The organism is Duganella sp. Root336D2 (assembly GCF_001425005.1).
Taxonomy (GTDB): domain Bacteria; phylum Pseudomonadota; class Gammaproteobacteria; order Burkholderiales; family Burkholderiaceae_D; genus Rugamonas.
This window is the reverse complement of sequence record NZ_LMDB01000033.1, coordinates 72,695-91,516: the sequence shown is the minus strand read 5'-3', so window position 1 is coordinate 91,516 and position 18,822 is coordinate 72,695. Positions and strand designations below refer to the sequence as shown.

16 protein-coding genes are annotated in these 18,822 nt (G+C 63.5%); 6 read left to right on the top strand and 10 right to left on the bottom strand.

From position 1 onward, the window contains the following. The 6 genes from ASD07_RS18690 to ASD07_RS18665 form a co-directional block, all read right to left on the bottom strand. Nucleotides 1-1,323 carry a sigma-54 dependent transcriptional regulator gene (locus ASD07_RS18690; protein WP_082507429.1) on the bottom strand — a complete coding sequence of 441 codons (1,323 nt, stop codon included), beginning with the start codon at nucleotides 1,321-1,323 and terminating at the stop codon, nucleotides 1-3. Continuing rightward, complete coding sequence (locus ASD07_RS18685) at nucleotides 1,323-3,164, bottom strand: ATP-binding protein (RefSeq protein ID WP_082507428.1); 1,842 nt, start codon at nucleotides 3,162-3,164, stop codon at nucleotides 1,323-1,325. Before ASD07_RS18685 ends, ASD07_RS18690 begins: the two co-directional genes overlap by 1 nt. 24 nt (nucleotides 3,165-3,188) lie before the next feature. Then, nucleotides 3,189-4,283 carry a porin gene (locus ASD07_RS18680; protein ID WP_055933805.1) on the bottom strand — a complete coding sequence of 365 codons (1,095 nt, stop codon included), beginning with the start codon at nucleotides 4,281-4,283 and terminating at the stop codon, nucleotides 3,189-3,191. A gap of 26 nt (nucleotides 4,284-4,309) precedes the next feature. Beyond that, nucleotides 4,310-5,581 (bottom strand): dicarboxylate/amino acid:cation symporter, encoded by a 1,272-nt coding sequence (locus ASD07_RS18675; protein ID WP_055933803.1) that lies wholly within the window; start codon nucleotides 5,579-5,581, stop codon nucleotides 4,310-4,312. Between the two features lie 217 nt (nucleotides 5,582-5,798). Next, entirely contained in the window at nucleotides 5,799-6,812 is a 1,014-nt protein-coding gene (locus ASD07_RS18670; RefSeq protein ID WP_055933800.1) for a cation diffusion facilitator family transporter, read from the bottom strand. Next, entirely contained in the window at nucleotides 6,809-7,126 is a 318-nt protein-coding gene (locus tag ASD07_RS18665) for a helix-turn-helix transcriptional regulator (protein ID WP_055933798.1), read from the bottom strand. The genes ASD07_RS18670 and ASD07_RS18665 overlap by 4 nt, the downstream gene beginning before the upstream one ends. 145 nt (nucleotides 7,127-7,271) lie before the next feature. Here ASD07_RS18665 and ASD07_RS18660 point away from each other — a divergent pair, with 145 nt between their 5' ends. Together ASD07_RS18660 and ASD07_RS18655 are read left to right on the top strand one after the other, a co-directional pair. Next, nucleotides 7,272-7,535, top strand: coding sequence for a helix-turn-helix domain-containing protein (locus ASD07_RS18660; protein WP_055933796.1), 264 nt, complete (start codon nucleotides 7,272-7,274; stop codon nucleotides 7,533-7,535). Nucleotides 7,536-7,537: 2 nt separating this feature from the next. Further along, on the top strand, nucleotides 7,538-8,881 hold the full coding sequence (locus tag ASD07_RS18655; RefSeq protein WP_055933794.1) for a type II toxin-antitoxin system HipA family toxin: 1,344 nt from the start codon (nucleotides 7,538-7,540) through the stop codon (nucleotides 8,879-8,881). Between the two features lie 13 nt (nucleotides 8,882-8,894). On the opposite strand, the gene ASD07_RS18650 is transcribed toward ASD07_RS18655, so the two are convergent. Genes ASD07_RS18650 through ASD07_RS18640 form a run of 3 tightly spaced genes read right to left on the bottom strand, consistent with a single transcriptional unit; the run spans nucleotide 8,895 to nucleotide 10,962 of the window. Further along, nucleotides 8,895-9,320 (bottom strand): hypothetical protein, encoded by a 426-nt coding sequence (locus tag ASD07_RS18650; protein ID WP_055933793.1) that lies wholly within the window; start codon nucleotides 9,318-9,320, stop codon nucleotides 8,895-8,897. Beyond that, nucleotides 9,320-10,048 (bottom strand): hypothetical protein, encoded by a 729-nt coding sequence (locus ASD07_RS18645; protein WP_055933791.1) that lies wholly within the window; start codon nucleotides 10,046-10,048, stop codon nucleotides 9,320-9,322. The genes ASD07_RS18650 and ASD07_RS18645 overlap by 1 nt, the downstream gene beginning before the upstream one ends. A 14-nt stretch (nucleotides 10,049-10,062) precedes the next feature. Next, complete coding sequence (locus tag ASD07_RS18640) at nucleotides 10,063-10,962, bottom strand: metallophosphoesterase (RefSeq protein WP_229207208.1); 900 nt, start codon at nucleotides 10,960-10,962, stop codon at nucleotides 10,063-10,065. 19 nt (nucleotides 10,963-10,981) lie between these two features. Between ASD07_RS18640 and ASD07_RS18635 the strand changes: the two genes are divergently transcribed. Next, nucleotides 10,982-12,949 (top strand): 3'-5' exonuclease, encoded by a 1,968-nt coding sequence (locus ASD07_RS18635; RefSeq protein WP_055933788.1) that lies wholly within the window; start codon nucleotides 10,982-10,984, stop codon nucleotides 12,947-12,949. Here ASD07_RS18635 and ASD07_RS18630 read toward each other — a convergent pair. Next, nucleotides 12,946-13,428 carry a CinA family protein gene (locus ASD07_RS18630; protein WP_055933786.1) on the bottom strand — a complete coding sequence of 161 codons (483 nt, stop codon included), beginning with the start codon at nucleotides 13,426-13,428 and terminating at the stop codon, nucleotides 12,946-12,948. The two genes, ASD07_RS18635 and ASD07_RS18630, sit on opposite strands and share 4 nt — an antisense overlap. A 253-nt stretch (nucleotides 13,429-13,681) precedes the next feature. Between ASD07_RS18630 and ASD07_RS18625 the strand changes: the two genes are divergently transcribed. Genes ASD07_RS18625 through ASD07_RS18615 form a run of 3 tightly spaced genes read left to right on the top strand, consistent with a single transcriptional unit; the run spans nucleotide 13,682 to nucleotide 18,812 of the window. Then, a complete protein-coding gene (locus ASD07_RS18625; RefSeq protein ID WP_162246587.1) occupies nucleotides 13,682-14,197 on the top strand; it encodes a YfiR family protein in 516 nt (171 codons plus the stop codon). Next, nucleotides 14,194-16,221: an ATP-binding protein gene (locus tag ASD07_RS18620; protein WP_229207207.1), complete on the top strand. Its 2,028-nt coding sequence runs from the start codon at nucleotides 14,194-14,196 to the stop codon at nucleotides 16,219-16,221. Before ASD07_RS18625 ends, ASD07_RS18620 begins: the two co-directional genes overlap by 4 nt. Next, nucleotides 16,218-18,812 carry an EAL domain-containing protein gene (locus tag ASD07_RS18615; RefSeq protein WP_055933781.1) on the top strand — a complete coding sequence of 865 codons (2,595 nt, stop codon included), beginning with the start codon at nucleotides 16,218-16,220 and terminating at the stop codon, nucleotides 18,810-18,812. Before ASD07_RS18620 ends, ASD07_RS18615 begins: the two co-directional genes overlap by 4 nt. Nucleotides 18,813-18,822: the final 10 nt, after the last annotated feature.

The following is an 18,822-nucleotide window of genomic DNA, read 5'->3' as shown; positions in this document are numbered from 1 at the left end:
TCAGCGGTAGTCGTCGGCCGCCAGGCCGTACTTCTGCATCTTGTGGTACAAGGTCTGCTTCGGCAGGCTCAGCGCGGTACAGGCAGTGGCGACGTTGCCGCCGGCCGCGCGCAGCGCCTGCTCGATCAGCATGCGTTCGAAAGCGCCGACCTGGTCTGCCAGCGACGCCGGCGCCGTACTTTCCGCTGAGGACGACAGGCCGAGCACAAAGCGGTCGGCCGCATTGCGCAACTCGCGCACATTGCCGGGCCAGTCCTGCGCCATCAACTGCTGCATCTGCGCCGCCGGCACCACCGGGCAGGGGCGCTTGTAGCGCGCTGCGGCATCCATCATGAAATGCTCGAACAGCAGCGGGATATCTTCGCGGCGCTCGCGCAGCGGCGGAATGTGCAGCACGATCAGGTTCAGGCGGTAATACAGGTCGCTGCGGAACTTGCCCTGGTCGGAAAATTCCTTCAGGTCTTCCTTGGAAGCGGCAATCACGCGAATGTCCAGCGGCACCGGGGCGTTCGAGCCCAGGCGCTGGACCGAGCGCTCCTGCAGCACACGCAACAGCTTGACCTGCATGGCCAGCGGCAGGCTTTCGATCTCATCCAGGAACAGCGTGCCCTGGTCGGCGTGTTCGATCTTGCCGACCTGGCGCTTGGTCGCGCCGGTGAAGGCGCCTTGCTCGTGGCCGAACAGTTCGCTCTCGAAAATGGATTCCGGAATGGCGCCGCAATTGACCGGCACGTAGTGGTGTTTGCCGCGCCCGCTGAACTGGTGCAGGCAGCGTGCCACCAGTTCTTTGCCGGTACCGGTTTCGCCGTAGATCAGCACGTCGGCCGGCTGCCCGGCCACGTCCAGGATCACCTGGCGCAAGGCCCGGATGGCGGGCGTATTGCCCAGCATGCAGGCTTCGATACCTTCGCTATGCTCCAGCTTCTGGCGCAGGGTCCGCACTTCCAGTTGCAGGCGGCGCTTGTCGGCGGCGCGCCGTACCACGTCGGCCAACTGCTCAGAGGAGTAGGGCTTTTCCAGGAAATCGTAGGCACCGTCGTGCATCGCCTGCACCGCCATCGAAATATCGCCGTGGCCGGTCACCAGGATCACCGGCAGTTCGGGATCGATGGCGCGTGCCGTTTCCAGCAATTCCAGGCCGCTCATGCCGGGCAGGCGCACGTCGCTCACCAGTACCACCGCGCTGTTCGGCTGCAGCAGCCTGGTGACCGGCTCGGCACTTTCATAGCTGCTAACGGTGAAATCGGCCAGCTCCAGCGCCTGCGCACTGCCGGCGCGCACGGTCGGGTCGTCTTCGACCAGCAGCACTTGTATATTGTCCATCATGTCTCCTGCGCCGATTTTAATTCGATCGCGAAGCAGGCGCCGGCACTGGCCTGTTCCGCTCTTAAGCTTCCGCCGAAATCGCGGATGATCTGTTCTGAAATTGCCAGCCCCAGTCCAAGGCCTTCGCCTTGCGGCTTGGAGGTATAGAAGGGCTCGAACAGCCGCTCGCGCGCTTCGTCACTGAGGCCGGGGCCGCTGTCGGCCACGCGGATCAGAACGCGGCCTGGCTGGCTGCTTACTTCCAGCACCAGTTCGCGCACGGCGCTACCGGCCATCGAGTCGAGCGCATTGGTCATCAGGTTGAGCAGCACCTGCTCCAGGCGGTTGCTGTCGCACAGTGCGTAAGTATCGGCCTGGTCGATGCGCAACTGGAAGGTTACCTTGTCAAGCTGGATGCGGCGCTCCACCAGCACCAGGGCGTTCGAGATCGAGGTGTGGATCGACACCGGCCCCAGCTCCGCATTCGACTTGCGGGCGAAGCTCTTCAGCTTGCCGGTGATGGTACCCATGCGCGCCACCACCTGCGAAATGGTCTTCAGGTTGTTGCGCACATCGTCCATGCGGCCGCGCTCGAACAGCAGGACGGCGTTGTCGGACATGGTACGCAGCGCCGTCAGCGGCTGGTTCAATTCGTGCGTGATGCTGGCTGACATCTGTCCCAGCACGGCCAGTTTGCCCGCCTGGAACAGCTCATTTTGCGTGATCTGCAATTGCTGCTCGGCCTGGCGCCGCACTTCGACTTCCTTGCTCAGATCCTGCGTCATGCGCGCCAGGCTGGCGGTGCGCTCGTCGACCATGCGCTCCAGCTCCTCCTTGGCGCGCAAGCGCTGGCGCCAGTACAGGAACAGCAGCACCAGGAAGCCATACGCCAGCAGTGCAAACAGGAAGGCAACGCTGGCATTGCCGCGCGCCGCGTTCAGGTCGGACAGGTAAATGAAAGTCCAGTCGCGCGGCGTCAGCGAGCGGGTCTGTGCCAGCATCAGCGGCGTGGTCGCAGCACCGGCGGCATTACTGTCGCGGATTACCAGCAGGCGGTTGCCGTTGGCCAGTGCTTCATCGTACTTCAGTGTCAGCGCGGGCAATTCCTGCGCGAAGTATTGGCGGGTCTGCTCCAGTTCCGCGCGCACGCTGGGCGAGAGCGGTTTCAGGGCCTTGAATTTCCATTCCGGATCCGAACTGAGGAAGATCACGCCATTGGGATCCACCAGCGCCACCTTGTCGCTGCCCTGGGTCCAGCTGCGCTGCTGGTTCTCGATGCTGACCTTGATTGCCGCCACGCCCAGCATGCGGCCGTCCTTGTAAATGCCGTGCGCATAGAAGTATCCCGGTTCCAGGCTGGTAGTCCCGACTCCATAGAAACCGCCGGGGCGGCCGCGCAGCGCATTGCGGATATACGGCCGGAAGTTGACGTCGTCGCCGATGAAGCTGTCCTTCTGGCGCCAGTTGCTGGCAGCCTGGGTGCGGCCCTGCAGGTTGACGATGTAGATGTTGCTGGACTCGGCCTTCTTGTTCAAGCCTTCCAGGTATTCATTTACGCTGTTGCGCGCATCTTCGTCGCCGGGATTTTCCAGCAGGCGCACGACGTCCTTGTCCAGCTCCAGCATGCGCGGCACCAGGTCGTACTTGTCCAGCAGGTTCTCCAGGCTGGTGGCATAGACCTCCAGCCTTTGCGCGCCCGCTTTACGCAGGCGCTCGGTGGTTGCGCTGTCGGCCCACCAGTAAGCCAGGTAGGGCAGGGCGAGGCCAGCCAGCAGCACCAGCCCCCACAAAGTACGGACGTGTTGGGTCGGGCGCGCCTGCGCCTGGTAGCTTACGGTGTTGTCTGGCTGAACTGGCATAACAGCCAACTATAGCAAACCTCGTTACAGTTGGTGGCGTAACCCCAGGTTGAAAGCGCGGTTGCCCTTGCCGTCGTCGGTCGCGTTGCCGACCGTGAAAGGCGCCCCATTCCGGCCATTGATACGGGCATAAGCGGCGTACAGGTCGGTGCGCTTGGACAGGGAGTACAGGTAAGCGATGCCATACTGGCGCGCATCCTGGTTCGCCGCGCTGCGATCCATGTGCTGCACTACCGAGCCGGCGAAGCTGTGCGGTCCGAAGGTGGCGCACAGGCCCAGCACCACGTCGCGGCTGGAGGCACCCGGCACGCCGACCGTGCCGCTGGTGATGACGCTGGTCGCACTGGTCACGGTGCCGCCGTTGCTGGTCGCGCCGTTGCCCAGCGTGCTGCTGCCGCCGCCGCCGACGGTACCCATGCCGCGGTTGAAGGCGTAGCCGGCATGCAGCTGGTAGTCGCCCAGCTTGTAGCGCGCCGCCAGCAGGGTGTTGTGCGCGTGCAGGCCGACGCTGGCGTCCTCGCGGCGGAAGTGGGATACCGACAGCGCCAATGGGCCTTGGTCGTAATTCATCGCGCCGCTCAGCGCGCGTTTGCGGGTACTGTCGCCTGCCACTTCGCCCGCACTGTAAGCCAGGTCGGTCGAGAAGCCCGCCAGTTTCGGCGAAGCGTAGTACAGCGAATTGTCCATGCGCCGGTTAGGGACCATCAGGTTGGGAGCCTGACCCGCCAGGCCGTCGGAGAAAGGATCGGCGATGTCGCGCAGGGCCTTGTAGTAAGGCGAGTACTGGCGGCCGGCGCTGATGGAGCCCAGCGGGCTGCCAAACGAGACAAAGGACTGGCGGCCGAAGGTCAGGCCGCCCTGGCCGGAAGCGCCGGTGTCCATCGCGAAGCCGCTCTCGACGACGAAACCGGCCGACAGGCCGTTGCCCAGCTCTTCCGTGCCCTTGAAGCCAATGCGCGAGCCGGATGCGATGCCGCTGCTCACATTGGTGGTGCCGCCGCCGGGGGCGCCGCGTTCGAGTACGATGCCCGCATCGGCTACGCCATAGATTTTTACCGAAGATTGCGCGTGCGCGCTGCAGCAGGCCAGGGCCAGCAAGGTGGTGGCAGTGTATTTCATTGAGGTTTCTCCTGAGGTCGTTGTTGTTATGCGGCGCGGATGTAGCTGTGCTCATCCGCTTGCGCTTCTTCGCCAAGCGCGCCTTCCCACTTCGCCACGACGGCGGTGGCGATGGCATTGCCGACTGCGTTGGTGGCCGAGCGGCCCATGTCGAGGAACTGGTCCACGCCCATCAGCAACAGCAGGCCGGCTTCGGGGATGTGGAACTGGGTCAGGGTGGCGGCGATCACCACCAGCGACGCGCGCGGCACGCCGGCCATGCCTTTGGAGGTCAGCATCAACAGCAGCAGCATGGTGACCTGGGTGCCAAGCGACAGGTCGATGCCGTAGGCCTGGGCGATGAACAGCACGGCAAAGGTGCAATACATCATCGAGCCGTCCAGGTTGAAGGAATAGCCCATTGGCAGTACGAAGCTGGAGATGCGGCGCTGCACGCCGAACTTGTCCAGTGCGACCAGCAGTTTTGGATAGGCAGCTTCCGAGCTGGCGGTGGAGAAGGCCAGCAGGAACGGTTCGCGGATCAGTCCCACCAGGCGCAGCACACGCGGGCCCAGGACCGCGAAACCGGCACCGATCAGCAACACCCACAGGCAGAACAGCCCAAGGTAGAAGCCGCCCATGAACTTGGCGAAGGTGGCCAGGATGCCGAGGCCATTGGTGGTGACCACGGAAGCCATGGCGGCAAACACCGCCAGGGGCGCCATGCCCATGATGGTGCCGGTAATGCGCAGCATCACTTGCGCCAGCTCGTCGACCACGTCCAGCAAGCGCTTGCCGGATTCGCCCAGCGCGCCCAATGCGGAGCCGAAGAAGATCGAGAACACCAGCACCTGCAGGATCTCGTTATTGGCCATGGCCTCGATCGGCGACTTCGGCACCACGTGGCTGATGAAGTCCTTCAGCGTGAAGGCCGAGGTTTTCAGGCCGGTACTGGCGTCGATGGCGGGCAGCGGCAGGCCCAGGTTGGTGCCGAGCTGCATCAGGTTCGACAGCAGCATGCCCAGTGCCAGCGAGACCAGCGAGGCGACGATAAACCAGGCGAAAGCCTTGGCGCCAATACGGCCGGCGGCCTTGCCGTCGCTCAGGTTGGCGATGCCGACGGTCAGGGTGGAGAACACCAGCAGCGCAATGATCATCTTGATCAGGCGCAGGAAGATGTCGGTGACCAGCGAGATGTGGGCCGAAATGTCGGCCGTGAGTTTCTTGTCAGGGAATACCGTGTGACAAGCGTAGCCGACCGCGATGCCAAGCAGCATCGCGAACAGGATGTAGAGGGTAAGGGGGCGCTTCTTTTGCATTCCGGTCTCCGTTGTGTAGGTCCCCGCGTTGGTGGCGGGGTCCTGCCTCAACAGCAAGCCGTGTGCCTGCTGTCGTTGCGCGGAATGGAGTCCGGTAAGTGCTTGATTTATAAGCCTGCCGGCTTATCAATGATGCCGACAGGTAATTTATCCGTCCCAAGGCTTGGACGGTCTGGAGGGGCGTTGTACGACTTTTTGGTTAGGCCTGCAATGGGGCTTAATGGCTGTGGCCGTGATGGTGGCCGTGATCATGGCCATGATCATGATCATGGTCATGGTCGTGTTTGTCGCCGTCCGCGTGGGCCGGGCCTTGCAGGCAGCATTCATGCTGCGTGGTGCCCTGCTCGGTCTGCAGGGTCGTATGATGGATGCCGAACTGCTCCTTCAACTGGCGCGCGATGTCGTCGATCGCCGTATCGCCCGGATAACCGCCCGGCATGACCAGGTGGCAAGTCAGCGCCACGTCGGTGGTACTCATCGACCAGATATGCAGGTCGTGCACCCCTTTCACGCCAGGGCTGGCCAGCAGGAATTTCTCCACCTCGGCGGCATCCACATTGCCTGGCACCGCGCCCAGGGTCATGTCCAGCGCCTCGCGCAGCAGCGACCAGGTGCTCCTCATGATCAGCACCACGATCACCAGCGAAACGGCAGGATCGATCCAGGCCCAGCCGGTGTACATGACCACCAGTCCGGCAATCAGCACGCCCAGCGAAATGGCAGCATCGGCCGCCAGGTGCAGGTAGGCGCCGCGGATATTCAGGTCATCCTTGCTGCCCTTCATGAACAGCCAGGCCGAAATACCGTTGACGGCAATGCCGATGCCGGCCACCACGGACACGGTCAGCCCCGCCACAGGTGTCGGCTCCATCAAGCGCTGGAAGGCGCCCCAGGCGATAGCGCCGGTCGCCGCCATCAGCAGCATGCCGTTGAACAGCGCCGCCAGGATCGAGCTGCTGCGCAGGCCATAGGTATAACGGCCGGAAGGTTCGCGCTTGGCCAGGATGGCAGCGCCCCAGGCCAGGATCAGGCTCAATACATCCGACAGGTTATGGCCCGCATCGGCCATCAGCGCGGTCGAATTGGCAAGGAAACCGTAGAAGAACTCGATCGCGACGAACACCGCATTCAGCGCGATCGCGATGGCGAAGGCGCGGCCGTGGCCTACTTCGCCGTGATGGTGATGATGGCCGTGGTCGTGGCCATGTCCGTGGTGATGATGGGCGCTCATTGTTCGTTACCGTTGGATGGTTCGGCGATATGTTCCAGCATATCGCGCAGGACGCCGCTGATATGGGCATCAGCGGTGGAATAGAAGACTTGCTTGCCCTGGCGTTCGGACTTGACGATACGCGCGGCGCGCAACAGGCGCAGGTGGTGGCTGACCAGCGATGAGCTCAATTGCAGCGAGCCCGCAATATCGCTCACCGCGATCGGCTGCTCCAGGCAAGCCAGCACGATACGCAGCCGGGTCGCATCCCCCAGTAAATGGAACAAATCCGCCAGCTCCGCGACGGAAGCATCGTTATCAGAATAGATAGCCATAGCAAACAAATGAATAGGTATTCATATGTTAGCACGAAAAATCCTGGGCCTGCTTGCACGCTGCATTTTATCGGTTATTCAGATATATTGACTTTATCTGATATTCGGCTAAAATCCATTTATCTGGATACCGGATATCTCAAACATGGCTTTCGCGCCCGCCTCCCTTCTCCTCCTCACCGCGCCACAACTCGGTCAGTTGCTGGTTGCGACCCGCAAGCGGCGTAAGCTCACGCAAGCCGCAGTGGCAAGCCGTGTCGGATTAAGCCAAAACCGCATCTCCCACCTGGAGAAACACCCTGACGAAATCAGCATCAGGCAGTTGCTCAGCTGGTGCTCGGCGCTGGAGCTGGAGCTGCGGCTGGGTGAGAGAGATACATCTGCCGCAAGCAGTTCGGCGGAGTGGTAATCGTGGGGCGCCGCTCACACAGCCAAACCCTCCATCTCTGGGCTAATGGGGGTTACGTCGGACGTTGGACGGTCAAAGCCAATGGGGACCCGGAACTGGCGTATGACGAAGCTTGGCGCGCCTCAAAACTGGGGCGCCCAATCTCGCTGTCGTTACCGTTCAATATACATAACGAGCCGCTTAAAGGAGCCAATGTCTCGAACTATTTCGAGGGCTTGCTGCCCGACAGCGACATTATTCGAAGACGTGTTGCGGCCCGGTTCAAGACAGGCTCTCTTGAAGCTTTCGACCTGCTGGCGGCTATTGGCCGGGATTGCGTCGGCGCCTTGCAGCTCTTGCCCGAAGGCGTTGTCCCGGAAGGACTTGCACAAGTTAATGGCATAGCCGTTGATGAAGCCGACATCGAGCGGCACCTGATTGAAGTGGTGAGCCTGGAGCGGCACGGCGCCCCGCAAGACCCCGAAGACGACTTCCGGATTTCGCTGGCCGGCGCGCAAGAAAAGCACGCCTTCCTGCGGTGGGGTGGTAAATGGCTGAAGCCACTGGGAGCTACGCCGACAACGCACATCTTCAAACTCCCGATCGGGATGGTCGGGGGGAAAAAGGCCGACTTCACCACGTCGGTCGATAACGAATGGCTATGCCTGCGCCTATTCAAGGAGTACGGGCTACCCACGGCGAATGCCGAGATTGCGACGTTCGGTTCACAAAGAGTGCTCGTCGTCGAACGTTTCGACCGCGTGCCATCCCAAAACGGCCAGCAGCTGTTCCGGCTTGTCCAGGAGGACTTTTGCCAGGCAACGGGAACCTCGCCACTACTGAAATACGAAAATGAAGGCGGGCCTGGCCTGAAGCAGATGTTCGCCCTCTTGCAGCAATCGCAGCAGGCCGCAACTGATATGCGCACGCTCATGGCCTCGCAACTGCTCTTCTGGATGCTGAGCGCTCCAGATGGCCACGCCAAAAACTTCAGTATCCAGCTGCTCGCAGGTGAGGGCCGTTTCAAGTTGACGCCGATCCATGACGTGATGTCCGGTTACCCCGTTATTGGCCCAGGGCCGAACCAGTGGGCGGAACATAAGCTCAAGATGGCGATCGCGCTACTAGGCAACAGCCGGCACTATCTGGCGCATACCATCCAGCGCCGGCACTTCAACAGCACGGCGAAGAAAGTCGGCTACGGCGCGAATGCGGAACCGCTGCTGAACGATTTCATTGCCCGCACGCCGGCCGTGGTGGAAAAGGTCCGGGGCGAACTGCCCGCAGGATTCTCGGAAAAGGTCGCCGACAAGATCCTGGGCGGTCTTCTCGCTGCCGCGCGCAAGCTGGAAGCCATGCCGGGATGAGCGTGGACCCTTCTCAGGGTTTCGCGAGTTCGGCTTCGAAGGCGGCGCGCGACTTGGCGTCCAAGGTCTGCAGGGCGCGCTCCAGCTTGGCCGGCGGGATGCCGGCGGGCTTGCTGAGGATGGCCTGGCCGATCAGCACCAGGGCGGCGGTCAGCACTGCTACGCCGGCGGCCGCCGCCAGCAGGCGCAGCTCGCGGCGCGAGAACGGTTCGTGCGAGGTGGGGATGGGACGGGCGCCCGGCGGCGGGATGTAGGCTGCACCCGGTGCGTTTGCTGCCGGGGCCTGCGTGCCGGCCAGCCGCGCCAAGTGGCGTTCGACCGCCTCTTCCAGCACTGCTTCGTTCAAGGCCACCAGGGCGAAGATCGGATCGTCGACATCTACTTTGATGCCGGTCTTTTCAAACACATACAGGCGCAGTTTCTGCGGGTCGAGGGCCATTACCAGTTCACCAGGTCGAGTTGTTCGAACAGGTCGCGGAACACGACCTTGATGCGCTGCTTTTCCATCACATTGAACTTGTCGCTTGCCTTCACTTCGTCCACCGTCAGGCGGCCGGTGTTCATCTTCTTCACGTCGGCGCCGAAGGTGTCGGCATTGCGCGCGCTCAGGACGATGCGGCCTCGCACGCGCTGCGAGTTGTCGGAGTAGGTCTGCGATTCGAGGAAGGACTTGCCGGAGGCCGACTGCAGCAGCCCGAAATGCTCGTTTTCCCACAGCACCAGCGGTACCTGGGTCGATTTGGCCGTCGTAACGAAGCCCATCGCCGTGTCGTGCAGCGTGTCGCCGCCGCCCACGATGGTGTGGATGTACACCTTGCGGCCCGATTCTTCCAGCAGGTTGAAGCAGTCGTTCTCAATCAGGTAGGCCATCAGCGGCGAGAAGGTGTTGGCGCCGTTGTCGATCACGCAGTTGCCGTCCGTTTCCAGGATGTCGATCATCAGCGCGTCGAAGCGCTTGGGGTCGATGGTGCGCGATTCGGTCATCACCGGCACATGCTTCACGTCCAGCGCCTTGTAGCGCGAGAACGTGGTGTTCTCCTGGTCGGTATCGTAGCAGCGCAGCGGGGTCTCGCTCTTGGCTTGCAGCCATTGCGCGAGGATGGTCGATACGTAGGTCTTGCCGATGCCGCCTTTGCCCTGCAGGACGAAGTGAACCGTATTTTGCATTGATGCTCCTGTTATCAGTGGCAGTTGGCCGTGCCGCTGTCGCGGGCCTCCTGCTGCGGGTGCTCCGGCGCCGTCTTCGGTTGGACCGGCAGGAACTCCCATTCGTAGCTGTTTTCCTTCAAAACCAGTTTCAGCACACCGGTGCGCCAATTGGAGCGCGCCTCGCTCTGCTCGTTCAGCCAGAGGAAGGGCGTGAGCATGGCGCCGCCGGTGCCGACCACGAACTGGCGCACGCCGCGCGCGGCATCGGGCTGCGCCTCGGCATCCATCGGGGCCAGGCGCTCGTAGTCGTGGTCGTGCCCCGACAGGACCAGCTCGACGCCGGCGGTGTACAGCGCGCGCCAGGCCTCTTGCATCCTCTTGCTTGGGGTGTGTCCGCCAGAACTATACATGGGCGCGTGCCAGTAGGCGAGGGTGCAGCGCGCCTTGCTGGCGGCCAGGTCGTCTTTGAGCCACAGCAGCTGGCGCTGGTGCTCGGCCGCCGTCAAGTCGCTGTTCAGGGAGATGAAGTGCCAGCCGCCCTTGTCGAAACTGTAATAGCCGCGGCCTGGCGGGCCGGCCAGTTCGCCGAAGTACTCGAAGTAAGCGCTGGCTTTGCCGCTGGTGTATTCGTGGTTGCCGGGCGTGGGACGGGTGCGCGCTTTGAACCGGCCCCAGGTGGGGGCATAGCAGTCGCTGAATTCGGCCGGCGCGCCGTTCGGGTAGGTATGGTCGCCCAGGGTGAGGACCAGGGCGTCCGGGTCGCCCTTGGCGATGAGGGCGGCGGTTCCTGCGGCGCCGGAGTCGGCGGCGTGGTTATAGCGGCAATCGGCAATGTCGCCGGCGGCGTACACCGTCAGGGGCCGCGCCGCGTGTCCGGCGGCGGGGGCGGAGAGGGCTGCGGCAGCCAGCCAAGGTAGAATGCGTGTTTTCATTGGCACCATTTGAACAGGCATGCGAGTTTCACCATCCAGCGAGCAGGAAGCGATCCTGAAGTCCAGCGCCCAGACCTTGATGATCGAGGCGCGCGCCGGGACAGGCAAGACTACCACGCTGTCCATGCTGGCGGCACAGGAACCGGGCATCGTGCTGGGCCTGTGCTTCTCGGAAGGGGCGCGCCAGCGTTTTTACGAGAAGCTGGCGCAGGAATGCCCCGGCCGCAAGGTGCAGGTGCTGACGGTGGAAGCGCTGGCGCGCTCGCAGCTCACCCGTATCGCGGAGCACGGCAACTGGCTCGACCTGCCGGAGCGCTGGTCCAGCCTGGAGCAGATGCGCCCCATGCTGGTGGCTGCCGCCAATACGATCTGGCAGCGCCATGAAGGCCGCTACACGGAGTTCGATTTCGACTTCGAGCGCAGCACCCAGCGCGTGGAGATGATGCTGCAGTTGCTGGCGCAGATGAAGGCCACCCTGGCTACGCTGCGCTTTGAGGACGAGGTCTTCGACGACTTCACCTTCGATGAATTGTGCAACGAGTTCCAGCTGGAAGACCGCGAGATCGTGGAAATTTTCCACGAGTTCGAGCGCCGCCGCCAGCCGCAGGCCGGCCATATCCTGTGGCAGGCGCCGGTCGACTACGCGACCGACCTGGTCTCGATCCTGCGCCGCTTCCCGGAGGCGGTGCACGATATGCCGCAAGCCAACCTGCTGCTGGTCGATGAATGGCACGACGTGAACGCCGCCGAATTCGAGCTGCTGCTGCTGTTCCGCCGCAATGCGCGGCTGGTGGTGGTGGGCGACCGTCACCAGGTGATCAATGCCGAAAGGGGCGCCGACCCGCGCTTCTCGGGCGGCGGTTTCGAACTGGCCTTCCCCGATGCCGAGCGCCTGCCGCTGTCGCAGTCGCGCCGCTGCGGCGTATCGCTGAAAAAGCTGCTGGAACGCGCGGTGCCGAAATGCGGCTTCGAATCGCACCCGGACACCTACTCCGAAGTGCGCCACGTCGAATACGACCACAGCGACCCGCAAGCCTGTGCCAGCGTGGTCGTCGCCAAGGCCAAAGAGCTGGCGCTGGGTCCGGACCTGGCCATCATCCTGCGTGAAGTCGACCAGAGTGTGGAAATCGAGAATGCCCTGCTGGATGCCGGCCTGCCCTACAACTGCGACGGCTTCGCCTCCTACCTGAAGCGCCCGGAGATCATGGCCTTGCGCGCGCTGTTGCACGTGGCCAGCGGCGACTACAGCACGCTGAAAGCGGACAAGGAAAGCTGCGAGCTGATGGTCGACGGCCTGCAAACCTATTTCGCCGTCTCGGGCGACCGCCGGGATTACGAGTCCAGCCACGGCATGTACGGCTCCGGCGACGCCTACCAGCAGCAGAAAGATGCCGTGGTGCGCGATCCGGAAACGCTGGAATTCATGTTCAGCGGCCTGCTCTGCGCGCAGCAGCACTACGACAGCGGCGCCACCCGGCGCTGGAAGCAGCGCCTGGCCGACGTGCTGGCGCAGATGAAGGCGCAGGCCGCTACGGCCAGCGCCGCGCAGTTGCTGGAGCTGGCCAGCACTGGCCTCGACCTGCCAGCCGCGACCCGCCGCACTTTCGTCAAGCGCGCCCACGCCGACTCCGTATTGCGCACCCTGCGTGCCTTCATGGATTTCGCCCGGCGCCAGGGCGATGCCAAGGCCCAGGCCTTCCTGGAAGAACTGCGCCGGCGCCAGGTGGCGACGCGCGGCAAGCCTGCTGCACGCGGCGGCGCAAGCAAGGCGCTGGCGCTGGCAACCGTGCAGTCGGCAAAGGGAAGGGAATGGCAGCAGGTGCTGCTGCCGTATATGGAGGAAGGCCAGTTCCCGCGCGCCACCCGCAATGGGGATGAATACGCCGAGGAGCGGCGCTACCTGTATGTAGCGATCAGCCGCGCCATCGGCGGCCTGACCCTGTTCGAACCCGCTGCGGCGGAGCGCCGCAGCCGCCTGCTGAATTAATTAATAAAGCGCAGCAGGCCTTTCAGCGAATGCTCGATGGTCTGCGTGCGCACCGCCTGGCGGTCGCCGGAAAACACCAGGCGTTCGGTGTGTACCGTGTCGGCATTGGCCCAGCCAAAACAGACCGTGCCCACCGGCTTGCCTGGCACTGCGCCGGTCGGGCCGGCGATCCCGGTCACCGATATCGCCACATGGGCGTTGCTCGAGCCGAGCGCACCCTGAGCCATGGCGGCTGCCACTTCTTCGCTGACGGAACCGAATTGCGCCATCATGGCGGCCGGTACTTCCAGCATCTCGGTCTTGGACGCGTTCGAATAGCAAACGAAGCCGCAATCGAACCAGCCGGTGGAGCCGGCAATGTCCGTGATCGCCGTCGAGATGCCGCCGCCAGTGCACGATTCCGCGGTTGCCAACAGCAAGCCTTTGTCTTGCAGGGCCTTACCCACCTGGGCGGCCAGTTCGTTGATGTCTGTACTCACTTGTGGCTCCTTTAGCAAACAAAAGCGTTTGAGCCCATTCTAGCGCGCAGCTGCGCAGATTGACCACGCTGCACCGCAATAATGTGGCGTCACGTCTAACTTGCAAGCCTGGGAAGGCTTTTGTGGTGCGATAAACCAATAATTGCGCCGCTCCCGGGTACTCAGCGATAGAATGCCCCAAATCCCCTGTTCGCGAGGCACGGCGGTGAGGACTCTCCAAGCAAGATGTCCCGTATTCTGGGTGGCGCTGCTGTTGGCTGCGCTGTTGCCCCTGCTCGCCCATGCCCAATCGGCCTCCAGCCTGGAGCGCCAGGTCAAAGCGGCCTACCTGTACAAATTTGCCGGTTTCGTGGAATGGCCCGAAGGCAGCTTCGCCCGCCCGGAGTCGCCAATCGTGATCGGCGTCGCCGGCGCCGATCCGCTGTCCGAGCAACTGGAACAAACTGTGGCTGGGCATACCGCCAACGGCCGCGCGCTGCAGGTCAAGCGCGTCAAGCGCGGCGACAGCCTGGCCGGCATCCACATACTGTTCATCCCGGCGCACGACAAAGTACTGGCACAGGAACTGCTGGCGGCCAGCCGCGGCCAGCCGGTGCTGACCGTGACCGATGGCGACGAAACCTTCGGCATGGGCAGCATGATCAATTTCGTCATCGCCGACGAAAGACTGCGCTTTGAAGTCTCCCTGAAACATGCGGCCGTAGCGCGCCTGAAAATCAGCGCGCGCATGCTGTCGGCCGCCCTTCGCGTGCAACAGGTGGCAGGATGATGGCGCGCCGCCGCTCCCTGCCGCAAAAGCTGCTCGGTGTGGTGATGCTGGTCACGCTGGTGGTCCTGCTGGTATCGCTCGGCACCATCATCGCGTATGACCTGCGGGCCTATCACCAGTCCCTGAGTTCCGACATGACCACCCAGGCCGAATTGCTTGGGCATATGAGCGCGCCGGCGCTGACCTTCGACGATCCGCGCCTGGCCAAGGAAAACCTGGCGCTGCTGCGCCTGCGGCCGAAAGTCAATGCCGGGGCTATCTACAATGCGCGCGGCCAGTTGTTTGCCACCTACGTGGCGCCGGGAGTCGATCTCAGTGTGCCCACTGCACCGCAGGCCGATGGTGTGGCGTTCGAGGATGGCAAGATGATGCTGTACCGGCGCATCCGCGATAACGGCGAGTTGCTGGGCACGGTCTACCTGCAGTCTGATTATGAGTTGTTGGGCCGCTTCGGCGACTACGTGATGATCGCGATTATCGCCACCTTCCTGGCGATGGGCATTGCCTACCTCCTGATGCGGCCCCTGAACAAGGTCGTCACGCAGCCGGTGCTGGCGATTGCCGATGTGGCGCGCGAAGTGATGGCAACCGGCGACTATTCGCGCCGCGCGCCGGGTACCAGCAACGACGAGGTGGCCGAACTGGCCGATTCCTTCAACAAGATGCTGAGCGAGATCGAAAGCCGCACGCGCGAACTGGAAACCTCCAGCAGCGAAATTGCGCGCGAAGCGGAACAGCGCAGCAAGGCGCAGCAGGAAGTCATGCGCCTGAACGAGGAACTGGAGCAGCGCGTGCACGAACGCACGCTGCAGCTGGAGCAGGCCAACAGCGAACTGGCGATGGCGATGCAGGAGGCAAAGAGCGCCAACCAGGCCAAGTCGGCCTTCCTGTCTTCCATGAGCCATGAGCTGCGCACGCCGCTCAACGCCATCCTTGGTTTCGCGCAAATCCTGACCTCGGAAAAGCTGCCCTCCACCCTGGTGCAGAAGCGCGAATTCGCCAACCATATCCTGAAGTCCGGGCGCCACCTGCTGACCCTGATTAACGAAATCCTCGACCTGGCCAAGATCGAGTCGGGCGCCGTGGCGCTGTCGCTGGAGCCGGTCGCGCTCACTGAAATCCTGCAGGAATGCGAGAGCATGGTGGCGCCGCTGGCGAGCGCGCGCGGCATCCGCCTGCTGTTCCCCGACAGCTGCGCGGCCAACGTCACGGCCGACCGCACGCGCCTCAAACAGATCCTGCTTAACCTGCTGTCCAATGCCATCAAGTACAACCGTGATGGTGGCGCCGTGGTGGTCGACTGCAGCCCGAGCGGGCCCAACCTGGTGCGGCTCTCGGTGCAGGACACCGGCATGGGACTCAGGCCGGAGCAGGTCAAGCAATTGTTCCAGCCGTTCAACCGCCTGGGCCAGGAAAGCGGCGCGGAAGAGGGCACCGGCATCGGCCTGGTGGTTACCAAGCGCCTGGTGGAGCTGATGGGCGGCACCATTGGCGTGACCAGCAGCCAGGGCGTGGGCAGCATGTTCTGGATCGAACTCGAATCGACCGAGCCGACGCCGTCGCGCATCGACCAGCAAACCGAGCGCCCGGCCCAGCATCATCGCCACGCGGCGGGCGAGCCGGCCACCGTCCTGTACGTGGAAGACAACCCGGCCAACCTCAAGCTGGTGGAAGAGATCATCAGCTTCCGCCCGGACCTGAAACTGATTTCCGCGCCGGACGCCCACCTCGGCATTGAACTGGCGCGCGCCCACCAGCCGGACATCATCCTGATGGACATCAACCTGCCGGGCATGAACGGCATCGATGCCGTCAAGCTGCTGGCTACCGACCCGCGTACCGCGCACATCCCCGTTATCGCCCTGACCGCCAATGCCATGCCGCGCGATGTTGAAAAAGGCCTGGCGGCAGGCTTCTTCCGCTACCTGATCAAGCCGATCAACATCGACGAGTTCACCGAAGCGATCAACAGCACCATGGCCTTCCTGGCTCGCAGGGAGGAGGAAGGGAGTACGTCCAAGTGATCAGTCGCGACGATATCCTGAACGCCAAAGTCCTGATAGTGGACGACCAGCCGGTCAACGTACAGCTGCTGGAATACCTGCTGCAGACCAGCGGCTATGTGAACGTCAGCTCCACCACCGACCCGCGCGTGGTGGCGCCATGGCATGAAGAACACCGCTACGACCTGATCATCCTCGACCTGCATATGCCCGGCATGAGCGGCTTCGACGTGATGGAGGCGTTGAAGCCGCTGGAGCCGGAATACCTGCCGGTGCTGGTGGTGACCGCGCAGCCGGACCAGAAGCTGCCGGCGCTGGATGCCGGCGCGCGCGATTTCATCAGCAAGCCCTTCGACCCGGTCGAGGTGCTCACCCGCATCAACAATATGCTGGAAGTGCGGCTGCTGCACCAGCAGGCGCGCGACTACAACGAGGTGCTGGAGCAGACCGTGCGCGCCCGCACCGCCGACCTGCAGCGCTTCCGCAGCGCGATGGATGCCACGGCCGATGCCATCTTCCTGATCGACACCAGCACGCTGGCCCTGGTGGACGTCAACGAAGGCGCTTGCCGCATGCTGGGCCACCCGCGTGCGCAGCTGCTGTCGCTGGAACCCGGCCGGCTCGGGCTCGGCACCCGCGAAACCCTGTCGGCGCAGGCGGAACGGGCCGGCCAGGCGCTGACAGCCCCGCACCGTGCACCGGAACTGAGTGAAATCGAACTGCTGCGCAGCGACGGCGCCGCCGTTTCCGTGGAGGTCTACTGGCTGCTGCAAAGCGAAGGCGAGTCCGCGCATCGCACCCTGATTTGCGTGGCACGCGACATCACCGAACGCCGCCTGGCAGAAGAGCGCCTGCGCCACATGGCGCACTACGACCGCCTGACCGGCCTGCCCAACCGCACCCTGTTCTTCCAGACCCTGGGCGAATCGATCGAGCTGGCGCAGGACAAGGAATGGCGCATCGTGGTGCTGTTCATTGGCCTGGACCGCTTCCGCAAGGTCAACGACTCGATGGGCGCCGCCATGGGCGACCAGCTGCTGCACGAATTTTCCAACCGCCTGGTGCAATGCGTGCGCCTGCGCGACACGGTGGGCCGCCTGGGCGGCGACGAGTTTGCGCTGATCCTGACCATGACGCGCGACCAGCAGGATGCCGTGCTGGTGGCGAACGAAGTGCGCGAAGCGCTGCGCACGCCTTTCGAGCTGGATGAGCACCAGGCCACGCTGACGGCTTCCATCGGCATTGCCATGTACCCGGACGACGCCAACGATCCCGAAACGCTGGTCAAATACGCCAACACCGCCATGGAGCGCGCCAAGGACGCCGGCGGCGACGGCTACCGCTTCTTCACCGCCGGCATGAATGTGCAGGTGCTGGCGCGCCTCGACCTGGAAATGGCGCTGCGCCGCGCGCTGGACAACAACGAACTGGAGCTGCATTACCAGCCCAAAGTCAACCTGACTACAGGCCGCATCAGCGGGGCGGAAGCGCTGCTGCGCTGGAATCGTCCAGGCTATGGACTGGTCTACCCGGCCGAATTTGTCAGCGTACTGGAAGATACGGGACTGATCGTGCGCGTGGGCAGCTGGATCATTGATGCTGCCTGCCGCCAGATCGCAACCTGGCTGCGCACGCCGGTAGGCGGGGTGCACGTGGCGGTCAACGTGGCCAGCCGCCAGTTCGTCGAGGGCGACCTGGAGAGCGACGTCAGGCAAGCACTGGAGCGGCATAAGGTCCCGGCCGAATTGCTGGAACTTGAATTGACGGAAACGGCCCTGATGTCGAACGCCGAGCGCACTATCCAGGTGCTGACGGTGCTCAAGGAGATCGGCACCAAGGTGGCGATCGACGATTTCGGCACCGGTTACTCCTCGCTGGCCTACCTGCAGCGTTTCCCGATCGACAAGCTGAAGATCGACATCGCCTTCGTACGCGACATTACCACCAATCCCAACGACGCGGCCATCGCGCTGGCCATCATCAGCATGGCGCATAGCCTCAAGCTGCGCGTGATCGCGGAAGGCGTGGAGACGCGGCCGCAACTGGAATACCTGCGCCGCAACCGCTGCGACGAGATCCAGGGTTACTTCTTCAGCCGGCCTTTGGCGGCAGCGGAGATGGGCGCGCTGGCCGAGTCGGGCAAGAGCCTGCCGCCCGACCCGAACGTGGCGGCCGAACCGCCGCAAACCCTGCTGCTGGTGGATGACGATGTCAATGTGCTGTCCTCGCTGCACCGCCTGTTCCGGCGCGACGGCTACCGCATCCTGACCGCAGTGACACCAGCCGAAGGCTTCGACCTGCTGGCGCTCTACCCGGTGCAGGTGATCGTATGCGACCAGCGCATGCCGATCCTGAGCGGCACCGAATTCCTGGCCAAGGTCAAGGAAATGTACCCGGACACCATCCGCATCATCCTGTCCGGCTACACCGGGCTGGAAGCGGTGCTCGACTCGATCAACCGCGGCGCCATCTACCGCTTCTACACCAAGCCGTGGGACGACACCCAGCTGCGCGACAACATCCGCCTCGCCTTCCATCACTACTGGCTGATGCACGGCAGCGGCCGCCGCGCCGGCGAACCCGGCGAAGACCACACCGCCCTCACCGGCTAGAGGATTGAAA

Coding starts and splice junctions, on each gene's coding strand:
- ASD07_RS18690 (WP_082507429.1), bottom strand. CDS start 1,323: ATGGACAATATACAAGTGCTGCTGGTCGAAGACGACCCGACCGTGCGC.
- ASD07_RS18685 (WP_082507428.1), bottom strand. CDS start 3,164: ATGCCAGTTCAGCCAGACAACACCGTAAGCTACCAGGCGCAGGCGCGC.
- ASD07_RS18680 (WP_055933805.1), bottom strand. CDS start 4,283: ATGAAATACACTGCCACCACCTTGCTGGCCCTGGCCTGCTGCAGCGCG.
- ASD07_RS18675 (WP_055933803.1), bottom strand. CDS start 5,581: ATGCAAAAGAAGCGCCCCCTTACCCTCTACATCCTGTTCGCGATGCTG.
- ASD07_RS18670 (WP_055933800.1), bottom strand. CDS start 6,812: ATGAGCGCCCATCATCACCACGGACATGGCCACGACCACGGCCATCAT.
- ASD07_RS18665 (WP_055933798.1), bottom strand. CDS start 7,126: ATGGCTATCTATTCTGATAACGATGCTTCCGTCGCGGAGCTGGCGGAT.
- ASD07_RS18660 (WP_055933796.1), top strand. CDS start 7,272: ATGGCTTTCGCGCCCGCCTCCCTTCTCCTCCTCACCGCGCCACAACTC.
- ASD07_RS18650 (WP_055933793.1), bottom strand. CDS start 9,320: ATGGCCCTCGACCCGCAGAAACTGCGCCTGTATGTGTTTGAAAAGACC.
- ASD07_RS18645 (WP_055933791.1), bottom strand. CDS start 10,048: ATGCAAAATACGGTTCACTTCGTCCTGCAGGGCAAAGGCGGCATCGGC.
- ASD07_RS18640 (WP_229207208.1), bottom strand. CDS start 10,962: ATGAAAACACGCATTCTACCTTGGCTGGCTGCCGCAGCCCTCTCCGCC.
- ASD07_RS18635 (WP_055933788.1), top strand. CDS start 10,982: ATGCGAGTTTCACCATCCAGCGAGCAGGAAGCGATCCTGAAGTCCAGC.
- ASD07_RS18620 (WP_229207207.1), top strand. CDS start 14,194: ATGATGGCGCGCCGCCGCTCCCTGCCGCAAAAGCTGCTCGGTGTGGTG.